This window comes from Shewanella sp. ZOR0012, from assembly GCF_000798835.1.
GTDB lineage: Bacteria > Pseudomonadota > Gammaproteobacteria > Enterobacterales > Shewanellaceae > Shewanella > Shewanella xiamenensis.
Genome location: NZ_JTLE01000094.1, coordinates 4,212,734 through 4,230,582, shown reverse-complemented (window position 1 = coordinate 4,230,582; position 17,849 = coordinate 4,212,734). Strand labels below are relative to the sequence as shown.

Genomic DNA, 17,849 nt, shown 5'->3' with positions numbered 1-17,849 from the left:
ATGGGCCACAAAGCTGGTAAAACCTGCGGTCAAGCCGCAGAGCCGCCCCACGAGTGGCGAAGGCGTTGCTTGGGTTTTATCCCCTAAAACCAAGCCATAAAGACCAAACCCTAAGGATACACAGCCTAAAATAGCCCGTAAGTAATCTTCGTTTAATCGGTCGAACAGCCAATAGGCTATGCCTATGCCCACAATCGCCGCGGGTAAAAGGATCCATAATTGGCGTGGATTATGTTGGCCCCACCACGAACGAACACTTAAAAAATCCATATAAATCAGCAAAGGTAACATGATTGCCGCCGCGGTTGCCGGGCTTATGGCCAGCGCTAGCAGGGGCACAGTCAAACCACCGACGCCGCCGGCAAAACCCGATTTAGAGATCCCAGTGATCAACACCGCAGGAATCGCCACCAGCCAAAAAAGAGGGTCTGTTAACATCCCTGATTCCCAATATTGCGTTAAAGTCATTAAGGTCGAGCACCGAGTAACAGACCTTGAGGGCGAAACATCGCCTCGCTGCACCAGCATAAATGTTAAATCTATCCGTGTCTAAATGAAGATAAGGAGTCAATATGAGTCAAATGCAAACGTCGCCGTTTTACGGCGGCCCAAGGGAATGCCCCGTCGAAGATGGGCGGATCCAAATCCAACATATAGCCTCCAAAATCGGTGATGTAGGCGGGATACCCGTAGCGCGGGCTATTCCGCAAAAACCGCGTCGACTCATAGGCCCTTGGTGTTTTCTGGATCATATTGGTCCTGTCACCGACGGCCCCTTAATGAATGTGGGCGAGCATCCCCATATCGGCCTACAGACCTTCACTTGGATGCTGGAGGGGGAAATCATGCACAGGGACAGCCTAGGTAGCGCCCAAGTGATCCGCCCGAGGCAAGTAAACCTGATGACCGCGGGCCATGGCATAGCCCACACCGAAGAGTCCGTCGAAGGTCATCGCACTATGCATGCGGTACAGCTATGGATTGCGCTGCCGCTGGAACACAAAGACACAGCTCCGAGGTTCGACCATTATCCCCAGCTGCCCACTTGGCAGGAGGCGGGCGCCGAATTCACCCTATTGATTGGCTCGTGGAAGGATAAACAGGCGCCCACACTGCACTTTTCGCCGGTCGTCGCGCTTGATATCTTCGCAGCAGAGGCCACTCAACTGACACTCAGGCTGGATCCGCGATTTGAATATGGCCTAATGCCACTCGAGGGCCGATTCGATATCGACGACGAGGCCTTTGATAACAATAACCTCGCTTACCTTGGCATGCTACGCGAGAGTGTGACGCTCGACCTTCACCCTGGCGCACGTTTACTGCTGATTGGCGGCGCGCCCCTCGCCGACACCGTCAGTATTTGGTGGAATTTTGTCGGCCACAGTAAGGAAGATATTGCCAGCGCCCAAGCCGATTGGGAGGCCAAGTCCCCACGTTTTGCCACAGTGCCGGGTTATAACGGCAAACGCTTAATGCCGCCGCCCATCCCTTGGTAATCTCGGTCATTAATCCCTGCCGTTAACGCGTTAACGCGAGGCAATCGAGCTAGATAGCCTCGCTTAATGGCGGTATTGCAGCCCTTATCTGATGCAAGGCGGCGAGCAAAACCACCAGCCTGATATAAATGCCAGACAAAACCACACGCCAAACCCCAGAAAATTTTACGGATTTTTTACGCGCTATACCCACAGGCCTTTGCTAAAGTACCCTTAATTTCCGCAACGCCTTAGCCGTTATGACTTTTGCAAACACAGTATCCATCAACCAATTCTGGCGCTCGCATCCCGCGTTATTTACCGCCATATTGTTAGTGATCGTACTGATAACTAGCTATTTTATTGATGTATTTTCAGGCTCGGCCATTGCCGTACTGCTTATCCTGCAGTTAGCCGTGGTCGTCGTGGCCCTGCAATGCAGTGCTAACTACGCCTACTTTGTGGCCGTGTTTGGCGCTGTAAGCTTTAATTTTTTATTTACCACGCCGCGCTATTCGTTACAGATGTTCAACGTCGAAGACATAGTCAATCTAAGCGTGTTTTTGCTGGTCGCCCTCACTAGCAGCAAATTGGCCGAACATTACCGCCGCCAGCAGCATGCACTCGAACAGGCGCAGCTCAGAAACAGCATTTTGCTCTCGGTCTCCCACGATTTACGCACGCCGCTAGCGACCATCATCGGTACCTTAACCACGCTGAAGGAATACCAAGCCAAGCTCAACCCAGAGCAAACCGAGGAGCTTATCGACTCGGCCGCCGCCGAGAGTCATCGCCTGCACCAATATATCGAAAATCTTTTGCAGGCGACCAAGTTACAACATGGCGCGCTCAAATTTAGCCTAGATGAAGCCAATCTACGCGAAGTGCTACAGCGCACTATCGCTCGCTTTCAAACCGAGCAACCGCGGATCAAAATTCATACTGAGCCAGAGCTACCACCATTAATGATTTGTAGCTCTTTGATTGAACAGGCGATTTTTAATGTGCTCGATAATGCCCTGTATTATTCCCCCACCAACCAGCCTGTGATCGTAAGCCTCTATCGCCACCAAGATATGCTGCGTATCGATATTCAAGACCTAGGACAAGGCATTGCGCCATCTCAAAAGGAGGCGATTTTCGAACTGTTTTACCGCCAACATCCCTCTACCGATGGCGGCGCAGGATTGGGTCTGCCTGTCGCCAAAGGGATTATTACTGCCCATAACGGGCGTATTAGTGCCGAAAATGTTGCTCAAGGCAGCCTGATCCGCATCGCGTTACCGATAACGAAGGAAAGTGCATAAATGGCTTACAAGGTGTTAGTGGTCGATGACGAGTCACAAATCCATACCTTTATGCGGATCTCACTCGAGGCGGAAGGCTTTGAATACGTAAGCGCCACTAGCATAGCCACGGCGCTCAAACAGTACCGCAACCATCAGCCACACCTTATCGTGCTCGACCTCGGCCTGCCCGATGGCGATGGCATCGAATTACTCCATGCGCTGCGCCAGCAGGATAAAACCCCTGTGCTGGTTTTAACCGCCCGCGATCAGGAGGAAGAAAAAATCCGCCTACTCGAGGCAGGCGCTAACGACTATCTAAGTAAACCCTTTGGCATCAGGGAATTAATCGTACGTATTAAGGTGTTGGTTCGTGATCTTGTGGACACCTCAAGCACCATCGATATTTTGCAATTTGGCCCGCTCACTCTACAAAAGAGCAGCCATCAATGCTGGCTCAACCAACAGGAAATCGCCCTCACCAAAAAAGAGTTTGCCCTACTGGTTCAGTTAATGTCCCACCCGGGGCAATTGCTGAAACAGAGCGAACTGCTGCGCAATATCTGGGGCGAAACTCACCAAGAAGATAGTCACTATCTGCGGATTTTAGTCCGCCAACTGCGTAAAAAGCTCAACGACAGCGACGAACAACAACTGATCAAAACCGAGCCCGGTTTAGGGTATCGACTCACCGACCTCGGCCCGCCCTAGGCCAGCTCGCCTCACTCTTTAGCTCAACCACAAAAGGATATGAAATGGCACATTTTACTGTCATCGGATTAGGCCGCTTCGGCGTTGCTGTAAGCAGAGAATTGATCCACTTAGGTCATACGGTTACGGGTGTCGACAATGACCACAAAGCTGTTGAAAAATATGTAGAAAGTCTTACTGAAGCGGTGATTTGTGACTGCGCCGATGAGGCGTCGCTGCGGGAACTCGATCTTGCCAGTAGTGAAGTCGTGATTGTCGCTATCGGTTTTGATATGCAATCGAGCTTGCTCTGCACCCTAGCCCTGAAAAATCTCGGCGTGCAAAATATTTGGGTTAAAGCCAGCAATAAAGCGCACCACACCATATTGTCTAAACTCGATGTCGCGCGGATTATTCACCCCGAGGAAGATATGGGGATCCGCGTCGCCCAGTCGCTAAACTACCCTATGGTAAATAACTTTCTCGCCATAGGAGATGGGCTTTATATTGTTGAAATTCATATTAAAGCCCAGTTGCATCACACCACTGTTGGCCAACTGCTAGGTAGCCTACAAGAGAAAAACACCGATGAGCAAACCAATGTGCAACGCAGCCCTAAGGGCAAAGTCGCGCCGCTGATGATTAAGCGCGGGCAGAGCGTATTTAGCAAGATTGATAGCGACTTTAGCCTGCACACTGACGATGCCCTATTCCTCTGCGGTAGCCGTGCCGAGTTAAAACAGCTCGCACCAAGGTTGGTGTAACGTGGTTCAATGGCATCCTTCGCTCACCCTAGAGCACACACCTAAAAGCAGTAAAAAACTCTTTGGCGCGCCGCCTTTTATCTTAAGTGTCAGTTTTGCTCTGCTGATCTTACTTGGCACTTGCTTGCTTAAACTGCCTATCGCCACCGAGTCGCCCATTACTTGGCTGCAAAGCCTCTTTACCGTGACCTCGGCGGTGACGGTCACAGGGCTTGTGGTCGTCGATACTGGCAGTGTGTTCACGCCCTTTGGCCAAGTGATTATCGCGCTGCTCATTCAATGCGGCGGGCTAGGTCTAATGACCTTTGCCATAGTCACACTGATAGCGCTGGGCGGTAAGATAGGTTTCTTGCAGCAAACGGTGGCGAAAGAAGCGTTTAATCAAACCGATACCTCAACTTTAGTCTCGACCGCTAAGGCCGTGCTGGTGTTTTCGCTATTGGTTGAAGCTGTGGGCATGTTGATTTTATCCGTCTACTGGAGCGGCGAGCTGGGCTGGCAAACCAGCTTATTTCATGGCTTCTTTTATACCATTAGCGCCTTTAATAACGCGGGTTTTGCCCTAAGCCCAGATAGCTTAATCCCCTATGTGGCCGACCCAGTCGTTAACCTCACTATTACAGGTTTATTTATTGTGGGCGGCCTTGGGTTTTCGGTGTGGATTGACCTCAAGCGCAATAAACGTTGGTCGAAACTCACCGTCTACAGCCGCATGATGATTACTGGCACCATACTGATCAATGCCGTGGCTGTGATAGCCATTTACCTAATTGAGTACAACAACCCCAACACCCTCGCGCCCTTAAGCGAGCTCGGCAAATGGTTGGCCTCTTGGTTTCAGGCCGTAACCCCGCGCACCGCAGGCTTTAACACCTTGCCCATAGACCAACTCGAGGATGGTTCCACCCTATTGATTTTAGTGCTGATGTTTATCGGCGGCGGCTCCCTCAGTACCGCCAGCGGCATTAAGGTGGTGACCTTTATGGTGTTAATCCTCGCCACCTACGGCTATTTACGCCGCGATGAAGCCGTGTATGTGTTTAAGCGCGAAATCCCCAAAGACACCATTAGCAAGGCGCTCGCCCTGACGATGATCTCCATCGGCGTCACTTGGCTGGCAATATTCGCCCTAGTGATCACCGAAAACGCCCCAATGATGGATATCGCCTTCGAAGCCGTATCCGCCCTCGGCACCGTCGGGCTATCCCGCGGATTAACAGGCAATTTATCCAGTGCAGGCCAAGGAATTATTATCTTTATGATGTTTATGGGACGCCTCGGCCCACTGATGTTGGCCTACTTCCTTGCCAACCCAAGGGTAAAAAAGCTGCGCTATGCAGAAACTAAATTAGCGATTGGGTAAGGAAAACACTAAGGCGCACCGTAAAAAATAATTCGCTTAGCTATGAGCGATCAACAACCGACACAGTGGGGCATTAATGTAATAATTAGCACGCCCCACTTTTTGTTTCGTTAAGAAACCGTGCTCGACCAGCTGCTCTAAATATTTCGTGGCGGTAATGCGTGTCACACCCAATTCTTCGATTAGAAAGTCAATCTTGGTATAGGGATGATTAAACAAATTGTTGAGTAAATCTTGGCTATAGACTTTTGGAAGCTGCTCACGGATACCTTGTTTGACATCAGTCATCAAGGTTTTCATTTCGGTGATCAGCGAAATGGTATTTTGTGCTGTGTCGATAATGCCATCAAGCATAAATAGCAGCCACGGCTCCCAATTCCCCGAATCTCTTACCGCCTGCAATTTCGCATAATAATCAGGCTTATGCTGAATAATATAACGGCTTAAATACAGAACAGGCAGGTTAAGTAAATCTTTAATAACCAAGTACAAAATATTCAATATACGACCAGTTCGACCATTACCGTCATAGAAGGGGTGAATACTTTCAAATTGATGATGAATAATTGCCATTTTTACCAACGGATCGGCATCACATTGCTCGTCATCGTTGATAAACAGAATCAGATTTTCCATAAGCTCAGCAATATCATCTGCATGCTGTGGTGGTGTATAGATCACTTCCCCAGTCCGCGTATTCTTAAGCTCCGTGCCCGGTAACTTCCGCAGTCCCGCATTGTTGTGCTCTAGATTTTGTTGTATCGCAAGAATATCGCTGAGGCGGATCAATTTGTTTTGCCGCGCAATATGAAACCCTTGCTTTAAAGCAAAAGCATAATCTTGGACTTCTTTGGTAGCAGGGTTAGTAATGGCCTCTTCAAATAAATTGGCCTTATAAAGCTCATCGTGCGTAGTGACGATATTCTCAACTTCAGAACTATCTTTTGCCTCTTGCAGAGCTAACGTATTGATTAAAATAGCTTCATTGGGAATGCTGGCTGCGACACCTTTAAGCTCTGCCAAGTAGCGATGTGCTTCGGCAGTTTTTTTGAGTACCGAACGGGTTTCCCACAGTTCAATGTTAGGAAGAGGAAGCAAAGCCAGTGAGTCTAACATAGATAAATTCCACTCTTTTTTATACTGAAGAGATTCAATATGTATAGTTTTCCTCAAAAATTATACATGACAGAGAAAACATGTATAGTTTTTCAAGTTTTCTATACATTACACCTAACTAGTTAGACTCAATGGCAAGAATGTTAAAAAATGGTAGGATTACCGCAAAAGAGTCACGCAGCACAACACAGCTAACCAACTGATATACAAGAATGAACTCGAGGCTTTTCAGAGTTCTGCGAAGAAGCGGCATACAAACCTCCTTGTTTAATGCTTAACCAAACCAAGCATAATAGGAGGCTGACTTAAGTGCTATTAAGGATGAGTGTCCAGTTTTTCAGCCTCAAGTAAAGTTAAGCATAAATTCGTCCAAATCTTTTGCGATAGTATCTATCGTTTTCTTTTCTGACTGCCGAAGAACTGCTGCATGATAAGAAAATTTGTTACGCAATTGCTGAAAGTTCAATTGGTAGCTTTTCCCACTCAATATGGTTTCAATCGGATTATTGTAGCCTTTGAATAGACCGAGCAAACCAGACCTTTGGTCTAAACTACTTTTTATGGATGCAGCAACATTTACGACATCATGGTAATCATCACAAAACTGCCTTAGCATCGTCTCATAATTAAATTGACTAATTTGAAATTCATTTTCTAAAGCAACACGATTTTTTAATTCATTGATTTGGTCAAAATAGAAGATAAACGTAAATAAATATTAGATACGTCGATCTGAGCTATTAATCCAATATTCCGTTTATAATTTTTTTCGTTTAAGTCAAAAGAGTTTGTTGGGTTTCTCATTTCTTCAAAAACACTCATTATTAGTTTTTTGAACAAATCTAATACGTAGTTCGGATCAGTTAGTTCCATAATCTTACCTAAAAAATAGAGTCACCCAAAGTAAAGCAATAACATAATTCACTTTCGATTTTCCGACAACACATCTGGCTAGAATGACTTGAATAAGTAACAAGAAAAGTAGCAAGGCTGCATTCGAGGTAAAGAATCGAGATAATAGCTTAGATAGTTACGATTGCCATTGTCGTAACTTTGACCGTTGGCGGCATGTATGCCGCCGTCGAGCCTATAGGGATACTTCTTGTAAAATAAAAGGGCGGCGTGTCACAGGGGAAATAGTGACAATGTATACAACGCCAACTTCCTTGAATTGTTATGTGCAGAAAACAAACTTAAATTTACGTATTCCACCGCGCTAACTGAGAATTTCCCAATATTAATTCGATCTCATTATGCGACAGTACATTTGCATCTTCAGATTCAAGCACTTTAATATCTAAATGACATCCCATATTGGCACAAAAGAACTTTACTATTTTCAATCTAAAACTAGTAAGTTCATTCACTTCTAACTCTTTGCTTGCGCTACTTAGCAACTTGAGAGCATCAGCTCTTATACGGACGTATTCTTCATCAACCCAATGTTCATCTGAATCATCCTCAAAATTGTTATGACAAGCGATTTCTAGTTCATTTAATTTTTCTAAATATTTCTTCAAACTTTATTGTTCCCAAACAGACTAAACCGCTTGTCCAGCCGCCACACCAGATGCCCAGGCCCATTGGAAGTTAAAGCCGCCTAACCAACCGCTGACATCCATCACTTCGCCGATAAAAAACAGGCCGGGGACTTTTATGGCTTCCATGGTTTTGGAGGACAGTTCATGGGTATCCACGCCGCCGAGAGTGACTTCGGCGGTGCGATAACCTTCGGTGCCATTCATTAAGACTGTCCAGCGGTGCAGATCGTCGACTAACTTGGCGCGCTCTGCATGAACAAGCTGATTTAAGGCTTTGTTGAGTAAAGCCTCATCGAATAACACCTCCACCAGCCGCTTAGGTAACCACTGACTTAAGGTATTACGCAGACTCTGTTTAGGATGTGCGGCCAGTTGTTGCTCTAAAGCCTGCGCGGCATCCATATTGGGTAATAGATTGATTTCTATGGTTTCGCCAGCTTTCCAATAGTTGGAAATCTGCAAAATAGCGGGGCCAGATAAGCCTCTGTGGGTAAAGAGCAAGGCTTCGCTAAAGGCGGTACCATCTTTGGCGGTAATACGGCTCGGTACGGCAATGCCCGACAGCGGTTCGAAGCGAATTTTATCTTCGCTGTGCCAAGTAAAAGGCACCAGACCCGCGTGAGTTGGCAACACCTTAAGCCCAAACTGCTCGGCCAATTGATAGCCGTAAGGCGTGGCGCCAAGTTTTGGCATGGATAAACCGCCGGTGGCGATCACTAAGGAGTCGCAACTTAACTCGCCATTTGAGGTGTTTAGCTCAAAGCGGCCAGCCTCGGTTTTGCTCACCGCCAGAATATCGGTACGCAACTTAATGCTCACGCCCGCCCATTCACATTCGGTCAGCAGCATAGTGACTATCTCTTTGGCCGAGTCATTACAGAACAGCTGACCATGGTCGCGCTCGTGGTATTCAATGCCGTGGCGCTCAACCAGTTCAATAAACTGCTGCGATGGATAACGCGCCAATGCGGATTTGACAAAGTGTGGGTTGCCACAGATAAAGTTGGCGGGTTCGACTTTCAGGTTGGTAAAGTTACAACGGCCGCCACCGCTGATCAGGATTTTACGCCCTGCCTGCTTGGCATTATCGAGTACCAGTACATCACGACCTCGGTAACCCGCTGTTGCAGCACACATTAATCCTGCGGCGCCGGCTCCGATAATAATTACATCATGATGTTTCACACTCATACTCCAGTCGATAAATTGATTTAGCTATTGCCTATCACCCCAAATAGTTCAAAGACTGAGTTACGCTATTGGTCTTTGATATTGGGGTAGATATTCCGCATTAAGCATCCACACTTAATGGATACAGCCAATGCCCGACTGCTGCCGGTAACATTAAGGCAATAGCGATCGGACATAAAAAAGGGCGCTATTTTAGCACCCTTTATTTTATTCAGCATCATCACGGCTTGCGCTTTATTGCGCTGGCGTTTCTGATTTCTTTTCTCTGCTGAGCAGTTCTTTGGCGGCATCCAAGGGCGCTTTGCCTTGGTATAACACTTGGTAGATTTGCTCGGTGATCGGCATTTCGACACCCATGCGTTTCGCCAGAGTAAACACTTCTTTAGTATTGCGATAACCTTCAACCACTTGGCCGATTTCGGCTTGGGCGGTATCCACATCGCAGCCTTTACCTAAGGCTAACCCAAAGCGGCGGTTACGGGATTGGTTGTCGGTACAAGTTAACACTAGGTCGCCTAATCCAGCCATGCCCATAAAGGTGGCGGTGCTGGCGCCTAAGGCTTCGCCTAAACGGGTTAACTCGACTAAACCACGGGTGATTAACGCCGTTCTGGCATTAGCACCAAAGCCAATACCATCGGACATGCCCGCGCCAATGGCGATAACGTTCTTCACCGCGCCGCCTAATTGCAGGCCGATAAAGTCGTCGTTAGCATAAACGCGTAAACGTTTAGGGCTGTGCAGCAATTCCACTAGCTCTGCGGTAAATTTCGGACAGGTACCCGCAACCGAAATCGCCGTAGGTAACCCCATGGCTAATTCCTTCGCGAACGTCGGTCCTGACAATACCGCCAGCGGATATTGCTCGCCTAACACATCACGGGCCACATCTTGCAGCAAACGTCCGGTTTCAGGCTCGAGTCCTTTGGTCGCCCATACGATGCGAGCATCTTGGCGTAACAAAGGTTTAGCTTGGGCCAATACAGAGCCAAACACATGGCTAGGTACCACAACCAGCACATTATTGCTGGCCGCTAAGGCTTTGGCTAAATCGGCTTCAATATGTAAACACTCAGGAAAGGCAATACCAGGCAGGAATGCTTGGTTGCATTTGTCCTGAGCGAGCGTCTGCATATGGGCAGGATCGTGCCCCCACAACAAGGTCTTATGACCATTGCTGGCTAAAGAGATGGCAAGGGCGGTGCCATAAGAGCCCGCCCCTAACACCGTGATATCGGCAGAGTTTTTCATGTAATTAAGCGTTAGCTTCTTCGGCTGCTGGTGCAGCTGCTGCGGCTTGACGTTGTTGCACGTATTGTGCGAACAGAGCGTCGAAGTTTACTGGTGCTAAGTTCAGTTGTGGGAAAGTGCCACGACCCACTAAGCTACCTACAGCTTCACGCGCATATGGGAATAGAATGTTAGGGCAGTATGCGCCTAATGAGTGAGCCAGTTGTGGCTCAGTCAGACCTGCGATTGAGAAGATACCCGCTTGTTGTACTTCACACAGGAATGCAGTTTCGCCAGCGTTTTGTGCTGTCACAGTCAAAGACAGAACTACTTCGTATACGTCATCGGCTAATTTAGCGCTGCGAGTGTCTAAATCTAACTTAACTTCTGGATTCCATTCTTTTTGGAATACAGCTGGGCTGTTAGGTGTTTCGAAAGAAACATCTTTGGTGTAAACACGTTGGATGTTGAATTGTGGGGCTTGTTGTTCGTTGTTTGCTACTTCAGCCATAATTTCCTACCTATCCTATCAATGTTATGCCAACGCTTATCCGGCTGGCTTTTTGTCTATTTCGCTCGGGCTTGTGCTTTGATGCCTGTATGAGATCTCAGTACCGTCCCAACGTTCCCTTAACGGGGTACTTTTGAAGTCAATCTAAATACTTAATTTAAGCCCTTAGTGACCACAGGATTAGTATGCCAAACAATGATGACGCTACGGCTGCACAATCAATTAACTATGCAGCACTGCGCATAACTGCCGCCGACAACTTATCTTTTGCTTTTTGAAACAGGCATATTCGCTGCCTGCCATTCACCCATACCACCTTTTAAGTTATACAGGTTTTCAAAACCTTGTTTACTTAAAAGCTGAGCCGCTTGAGACGAGGTCATGCCAGCATTGCATACCAGTATAATGGGACTGCCTTTGAACTTTTCAAGGGCTGAAACCTGATTATTTTTGATATCCGCGAGCGTAACGTTAACTGCATCAACAATATGGCCCTTGCGGAATTCGTCATTAGAACGCACATCCACGACTTTGGCGTCTTGTCGGTTCACCATAATAGTGAGTTCTTGATGAGTAACATTTTTGATTTTTGAAAAGCTCGATTTGATCACACTGACCACAAGCATCACAAACAAACCCACCCAAGCCAGACTTAGCATAGTGTGAGCCTTAAAAAATTCGATATATTCTTGCATGGTTACAGCCCGTATAAATGGCGAAAAATTCGATAAGGGCACAGAGTATACCCATTGCCTTGGCAGATTGCAGCAGTTTAGTCACAGTTCTAGAACACAGCTCAGCCCTTGCGCCATCTCGCTTCTCTTGGCGCTCACAGAATTCGCTGAAATAGCCATTCGATGACCTTAATCTAGGTAAAGCGCTTTTTCGTACCCCGCTTACGTAGTAATATTTAACCAATTTCAGATTTCTTTAGCTTCCTTAAACTTTAAAGGTATCACCATGACGACAACTAAACGTCCAATCGCGTTGTTGATCCTCGATGGCTGGGGTTACCGTGAAAATACGCATATGAATGCGATTTACCACGCCAACACACCAGTACTCGACCGTCTCAACGCCCAATATGCCCACGGTTTAATTTCAGGCTCAGGCTTAGATGTAGGCTTGCCCGATGGGCAGATGGGAAACTCTGAAGTAGGCCATATCAACTTAGGTTCTGGCCGAATCGTTTACCAAGAGCTGACTCGTATCAGTAAAGCCATTGCAGATCATGAGTTTGAACAAAATCCAGCCCTTTGTGATGCCGTTGATGCGGCAGTAAAAGCTGGTGGTGCAGTGCACATTATGGGCCTGCTCTCTCCCGGTGGCGTACACAGCCATGAAGAGCATATCGAAGCCATGTGCCGCATGGCAGTAGCACGCGGTGCCACTAAAGTGTACTTACATGCCTTCTTAGATGGTCGCGATACCCCACCTCGCAGCGCCAAAGGCAGCCTAAGCCACTTTGATGATCTGTTTACTACATTGGGTCATGGTCGTATCGCCTCGATTATTGGTCGTTACTTTGCTATGGACCGCGATAACCGTTGGGACCGCGTGTCTCAGGCTTACGACCTGATCACCCAAGGCAAGGCGAAGTTCCAATACGATAACGCTGTGACCGCATTAGAAGCCGCTTATGAGCGTAACGAAAATGATGAGTTTGTGTCGTCTTCTGCCATTACCGATAGCGAAGGCAAGGTTGCCAGCTTGAACGATGGCGATGCGCTGATTTTCATGAACTTCCGCGCCGACCGTGCTCGTCAAATCACCCGCAGCTTTATCAATGCCGATTTCGACGGTTTTGAACGTGCAGTGACGCCAAAGGTTAACTTTGTAACGCTGACCGAATACGCGGCTGATATCAAAGCACCTATTGCTTATCCTTCTGAAAACCTAGTAAATACCTTAGGTGAAGTGCTGCAAAATCGTGGTCGTACTCAGTTACGTATCTCCGAAACTGAAAAATATGCCCATGTCACCTTCTTCTTCAACGGCGGTAAGGAAGAGCCATTCAACGGTGAAGATCGTATCCTGATCAACTCACCTAAAGTGGCAACCTACGACTTACAACCTGAGATGAGCTCAACCGAGCTGACGGATAAGTTAGTCGCAGCGATTGAATCCGCTAAATACGATGTGATTATCTGTAACTACCCTAACGGTGATATGGTGGGTCATACTGGCAACTTCGATGCGGCAGTTAAAGCCTGCGAAGCTGTCGATGCCTGTATAGGCCGCGTAGTTGACGCACTGGCAAAAGTGGGCGGCGAATGTATTATTACCGCCGACCACGGCAACGCCGAGCAGATGACCGACGAAACCACTGGCCAAGCCCATACGGCGCATACCAGTGAACTCGTGCCCTTTGTGTTTGTTGGCCGTGACGCCACCATAGATGAAGGCGGTAAACTGAGCGATGTCGCCCCAACGATTCTGCACCTGATGGGTGAAACCATTCCCGCAGAGATGACGGGTAAGCCCTTAATCCACGTTAAAGAGTAGTTGTTACCTAGTGAGCACTCGACTCCCCGTTAAAGCCAGCATTATTGCTGGCTTTATGATGTTATCTTTCTCGGTCTACGCTTCTGATTTGGAGAAGCGTCAGTCCGAGTTGAAATCCATCCAAGCGCAAATCAACCAACAACAAAGCGCGCTTAAAAACACCAGTAAGCAGCGGGAAAAGTTACTCGCACTGCTACGCAGCGATGAAGAGGCGATTGCGGCGGCAGTCAAAAAGGTCAATAGCACCAAAACCAGTTTGACGCAGATTGATAATACACTTGCCGAACTCAAGCAACGCCAGGAAGAGTTAGAAACCCTCAAGGTGAGCCAGCAAAATACGCTTTCAAAACAACTTGCGAGCGCCTATCTAGCCGGTAACCACGATTACACTAAGATGATGCTGAATCAGCAAAGTCCCGCCACTATTGAGCGGATGTTGGCCTATTACCAATATCTCAACAAAGCGCGGATGAAATCGATTAATGAGTTAAAACAAACCATCACAGAGCTGGATGAGATTAAAGTCACCCAAACCAGCAAGCAAAAACAATTAACTAAGTTGATGGCCGAGCAACAAGTGCAATCTAAGCGCTTGAACCAAGAACAAGATCAACGCCAATTAACCCTCAATGAATTACAGCGCACCTTAAACACTAAAGGTGCCGAACTCGAACAACTGCAAATTGAAGAGGCCAGCTTAAAACGGGTCGTTGAGCAAGCACTTAAGGCCATGCGTGACAATCCTTCGATGGAAGGCTTCGATAAACAAGGCGGTAAACTCAAATGGCCAACAAAGGGCCGTGTTACTGCTGGTTTTGGCAGCCCGAGATCGGGCCAAGTGGTGTGGAAAGGCACTATGCTCTCTGCGCCCGAAGGACAAAATATTCGCGCGGTTTCTGGCGGTAAAGTCATCTATGCCGACTGGCTTAAAGGCTTTGGTATGGTGATGGTGATAGACCATGGTAAAGGTTACATGAGCCTCTACGGCCATGCGCAGGCCCTGTTAAAAAGCCCTGGAGACATGGTCAAAACCGGTGAAGCAATTGCTTTAGTCGGACGTTCGGGTGGACAGACAGAGCCTGGCCTATACTTTGAAATAAGGTATAAGGGGCAAGCGGTCGATCCAGCCAAGTACTGTCGTTAATCAGTACTGTTGCTAAGGTAGCCGTCCCCATCAACATCGGGGACGGCTATGAAACATCTAATACGCAATATCGTCTGCCTTGGACTCGGCCTAAGCCTAGGCCTGTCCATTAGCCTCTCCAGCCAAGAGAATGCCAAATCATATCAGAGTGACTTCGACTACCCGCTATTGCAGGATGTATTAGAAACGGTCGAAACCTATTACGTTAAAACCATTTCCAAAGATGAGCTGGTGCAAGCGGCCATTAAAGGGATTTTTGAGCACTTAGATCCCTATTCCAGCTTTTTAAATCACCAAGAGTTACTCGACTTAAAAGATTCCAATCGCGGCGAATACTTCGGCTTTGGTTTTGAGGTCGCTAGCGATAAAGACCATATCAGCATTATCGCGCCCTTTGCGAACTCGCCCGCCGAACAGGCAGGTATCCAAGCGGGGGACATCATTATCAAGCTAAATAACACGCCAACCACCGAAACCAATCTTGCGGATATCCTCAATCAAATCAAACAACATAGCCTCAGCAATCAGAGTATTCACCTCACACTGAAGCACCATAATGATGACGCCCAGTTCGAGGTATCACTCAAACCAAGCACTATTACGATTCAATCTGTCGCCAGCAAATTACTGGATGGTAATATCGGCTATATTAGGCTCAGCAGCTTTCAAGAAAACTCCACCGAGAATATGGTGCGCAGTTTAAGCCAGTGGCAAAACGCGCATCTTACGGGCTTGATTTTAGATTTACGCAATAATCCCGGCGGCTTGCTGGATCAGGCAATCAAAATTGCCGACCTGTTTCTGGCTAAAGGACGAATCGTCTCTACCTCAGGCCGCTTCTTCGATGCCAATTCCGACTATTACGCCTCCCCCCAAACCATGCTGACCAATGTGCCAATGTTAGTGCTGATCAATAAAGGCTCGGCCTCCGCCTCCGAAGTCCTCGCCGCAGCACTACAAGATAATGGTCGCGCCAAGCTGCTCGGTGAAACCAGCTTCGGCAAAGGCACAGTACAAAGCCTGATCCCCATACTGAACGACGGCAATGCCATCAAGCTCACTATCGCCCAGTACAACACACCCAAAGGGGAAAACATCCACGCTATCGGCATAGTGCCAGATATCAAAGTTGCAACCGAAACTGGCTCCAATCAAAAGAATATGGCTATAATCGACGCCATCTCAGCACGAACCGATGTCAGCCAAGATAACATAGTCATTTCCGCTATTTCTTGGATACAACATCATGACTAATAAGAAGAAATAGTGCGTCTATTTTATATATTGGCCCTTTTGGCTATCAGTATTGCGCCAAGCAATGCAGCTCAAATCGCCTTAATCATCGATGATATCGGCTATCGTCACACCGACGAAGCCGTGCTTTCACTCCCCAGCGCAGTCACCTTATCGGTGCTGCCACACACGCCGCTCAGCAATAAGCTAGCCAAAGCCGCACACGCCAAAGGCCACGAGATTATGCTGCACTTACCCATGCAGGCGCTCAATGGTAAAGCCTTAGGGCTCGGCGGTTTAACCAACAAAATGAGCGAAGCACAGATACGTAGCAGTGTACTTGCTGCTATCGCCAGCGTGCCCTTCGCTAAAGGTGCCAACAATCATATGGGGAGCCTGCTGACGCAGCTCGATGATCCTATGTTATGGGTAATGGAAACGCTAAAGCAGAAGCAGCTCTACTTTGTCGATAGCATGACAACCAAATTCACTAAGGCGGGAGATAAGGCAGATTTACTCGGCGTGCCACTGCTACGACGCCAACTCTTTCTGGATAATGATGTCAGTGCAACAGCGCTGGAAAAACAGTTTAACTTGATGATAAGTCAGGCTCACGCGCAAGGCAGTTTAGTGGCCATCGCGCATCCTTACCCCGAAACCATTCACTTCTTAAAAACGAACTTAGCACGCCTAAAGGCGGAAGGAATTGAGCTAGTACCGACATCACGCTTGTTGCCCATCGAACTAGCCCATGAGAAAGGCGCTAATCCAACTGTAAGACAGAAATAGTCATATCTGGCAGCAATGCTAGCAACTCATTTCGATTGCTTACAATGTCCTCCAAGCTGTATTGATCGAGCACGCTTAAATACGCCTCAACCGCTTGGGCTAATACGCCCTTCAACTGACAGGCGGGAGTGAAGCGGCAGTAAGGTTTGCTGCAATCAATCGGTGCCAGCGAGTTCTCTAACGCACGAATGAGTTGCCCAAGATTAATCTCGCTCGCTGGTTTCCCTAAACGAAAGCCACCCATCTTACCGCGTATGGTTTCTAGATAACCTAACTTGCCTAAGTGGTGCACAATTTTCGAGACATGATTTGGTGACAAATCGAAGACCTCGGTAATCTCTGCGATCCTAAAAAGGGTTGTTCTATCGGGCTGAACCGCCAAATACATCAGCGTGCGAACACCAAAGTCGGTATAGCGTGTTAACTGCATAATTCACCTGTCAGCAATAAACTATTGAGATGTTTGAGATTCAAGGTTTGTGATCAACCAAAGCGCCTCTTCGTTAGAATCCCCACAGACATCTAAAGACGCTTCAAAATCACTACAAACCGCAGGACGATCAGGCGAGCCGAAAATCAAACACAAATTATCATCACTGAGCTGCACACAGCGCTCCCCAGCCGCCTTACCATTTGGCATTCCAGGGATCCCACTGCTAATTGAAGGTGCAATACAACAAGCACCACAGCCTAGGCGACAATTCATTTTATTACTCGTAAAAATTGGTAAACATTATACCGTTTAATTTATCTGTGGGCAGAAACACAGTTCAATACTGCCAAGTGGCGCACAACCACCTCACCCACAAATGAAAAACTGACCAGTCCAACCGTAAAAATAAGCCGTCTATCATAACGAAAACGACTCAATTCTTTTAATAAAAATGATGGTATCAGAATAGCTTACAAGAATGAGACAGAGTACAACACCGCTGATAGTTAGTCTGAGTAGATTTATCCGGCGAATAAACGAAAAAAGCCTCATCTTTCGATGAGGCTTATTTCTTT

18 protein-coding genes are annotated in these 17,849 nt (G+C 47.5%); 9 read left to right on the top strand and 9 right to left on the bottom strand.

Annotated features, from left to right (window positions below; all coding sequences use genetic code 11):
• A partial coding sequence (locus L976_RS22970) for a sulfite exporter TauE/SafE family protein (RefSeq protein ID WP_156143268.1) occupies window positions 1–438 on the bottom strand: 438 nt, incomplete at its 3' end.
• A 134-nt stretch (window positions 439–572) separates the two neighbouring features.
• Between L976_RS22970 and L976_RS20250 the strand changes: the two genes are divergently transcribed.
• From L976_RS20250 to L976_RS20230, 5 genes are all read left to right on the top strand, one after another.
• Complete coding sequence (locus L976_RS20250; protein WP_047539618.1) at window positions 573–1,499, top strand: pirin family protein; 927 nt, start codon at window positions 573–575, stop codon at window positions 1,497–1,499.
• A 239-nt stretch (window positions 1,500–1,738) separates the two neighbouring features.
• On the top strand, window positions 1,739–2,785 hold the full coding sequence (locus tag L976_RS20245; protein ID WP_047539616.1) for a sensor histidine kinase: 1,047 nt from the start codon (window positions 1,739–1,741) through the stop codon (window positions 2,783–2,785).
• On the top strand, window positions 2,786–3,475 hold the full coding sequence (locus tag L976_RS20240; RefSeq protein WP_047539613.1) for a response regulator transcription factor: 690 nt from the start codon (window positions 2,786–2,788) through the stop codon (window positions 3,473–3,475). It begins immediately after the preceding gene.
• 44 nt (window positions 3,476–3,519) lie between these two features.
• Window positions 3,520–4,218 (top strand): potassium channel family protein, encoded by a 699-nt coding sequence (locus L976_RS20235; RefSeq protein WP_047539611.1) that lies wholly within the window; start codon window positions 3,520–3,522, stop codon window positions 4,216–4,218.
• Window position 4,219: 1 nt separating this feature from the next.
• Window positions 4,220–5,581: a TrkH family potassium uptake protein gene (locus tag L976_RS20230; protein WP_047539609.1), complete on the top strand. Its 1,362-nt coding sequence runs from the start codon at window positions 4,220–4,222 to the stop codon at window positions 5,579–5,581.
• 36 nt (window positions 5,582–5,617) lie between these two features.
• Here the strand turns inward: L976_RS20230 and L976_RS20225 are convergent, their stop codons facing one another.
• The 6 genes from L976_RS20225 to L976_RS20190 form a co-directional block, all read right to left on the bottom strand.
• Window positions 5,618–6,697, bottom strand: a complete 1,080-nt coding sequence (locus L976_RS20225) for a Fic family protein (RefSeq protein ID WP_047539608.1) — start codon at window positions 6,695–6,697, stop codon at window positions 5,618–5,620.
• Between the two features lie 1,199 nt (window positions 6,698–7,896).
• Entirely contained in the window at window positions 7,897–8,217 is a 321-nt protein-coding gene (locus L976_RS20210) for a hypothetical protein (RefSeq protein ID WP_047539601.1), read from the bottom strand.
• Window positions 8,218–8,238: 21 nt separating this feature from the next.
• Window positions 8,239–9,423: an NAD(P)/FAD-dependent oxidoreductase gene (locus L976_RS20205; RefSeq protein ID WP_047540791.1), complete on the bottom strand. Its 1,185-nt coding sequence runs from the start codon at window positions 9,421–9,423 to the stop codon at window positions 8,239–8,241.
• A gap of 240 nt (window positions 9,424–9,663) precedes the next feature.
• On the bottom strand, window positions 9,664–10,680 hold the full coding sequence (gpsA, locus tag L976_RS20200) for an NAD(P)H-dependent glycerol-3-phosphate dehydrogenase (protein ID WP_011620883.1): 1,017 nt from the start codon (window positions 10,678–10,680) through the stop codon (window positions 9,664–9,666).
• A 4-nt stretch (window positions 10,681–10,684) separates the two neighbouring features.
• Entirely contained in the window at window positions 10,685–11,170 is a 486-nt protein-coding gene (gene secB / locus L976_RS20195; RefSeq protein ID WP_011620882.1) for a protein-export chaperone SecB, read from the bottom strand.
• 260 nt (window positions 11,171–11,430) lie between these two features.
• Entirely contained in the window at window positions 11,431–11,865 is a 435-nt protein-coding gene (locus L976_RS20190; protein ID WP_037414466.1) for a rhodanese-like domain-containing protein, read from the bottom strand.
• A gap of 265 nt (window positions 11,866–12,130) precedes the next feature.
• Here L976_RS20190 and gpmM point away from each other — a divergent pair, with 265 nt between their 5' ends.
• The 4 genes from gpmM to L976_RS20170 are packed head-to-tail and all read left to right on the top strand — an operon-like array spanning window position 12,131 to window position 16,841.
• Window positions 12,131–13,675 (top strand): 2,3-bisphosphoglycerate-independent phosphoglycerate mutase, encoded by a 1,545-nt coding sequence (gene gpmM, locus L976_RS20185; protein ID WP_037431153.1) that lies wholly within the window; start codon window positions 12,131–12,133, stop codon window positions 13,673–13,675.
• A 10-nt stretch (window positions 13,676–13,685) separates the two neighbouring features.
• Window positions 13,686–14,819, top strand: coding sequence for a murein hydrolase activator EnvC family protein (locus L976_RS20180; protein WP_047539598.1), 1,134 nt, complete (start codon window positions 13,686–13,688; stop codon window positions 14,817–14,819).
• 48 nt (window positions 14,820–14,867) lie between these two features.
• Window positions 14,868–16,073, top strand: a complete 1,206-nt coding sequence (locus L976_RS20175) for a S41 family peptidase (protein ID WP_047539596.1) — start codon at window positions 14,868–14,870, stop codon at window positions 16,071–16,073.
• Between the two features lie 12 nt (window positions 16,074–16,085).
• Window positions 16,086–16,841, top strand: a complete 756-nt coding sequence (locus tag L976_RS20170) for a divergent polysaccharide deacetylase family protein (protein ID WP_037431157.1) — start codon at window positions 16,086–16,088, stop codon at window positions 16,839–16,841.
• Here L976_RS20170 and L976_RS20165 read toward each other — a convergent pair.
• Window positions 16,816–17,271 (bottom strand): Rrf2 family transcriptional regulator, encoded by a 456-nt coding sequence (locus L976_RS20165; protein WP_037431159.1) that lies wholly within the window; start codon window positions 17,269–17,271, stop codon window positions 16,816–16,818. The two genes, L976_RS20170 and L976_RS20165, sit on opposite strands and share 26 nt — an antisense overlap.
• Window positions 17,272–17,292: 21 nt before the next feature.
• A complete protein-coding gene (locus L976_RS20160; RefSeq protein WP_011624688.1) occupies window positions 17,293–17,547 on the bottom strand; it encodes a YkgJ family cysteine cluster protein in 255 nt (84 codons plus the stop codon).
• Window positions 17,548–17,849 lie beyond the last annotated feature (302 nt).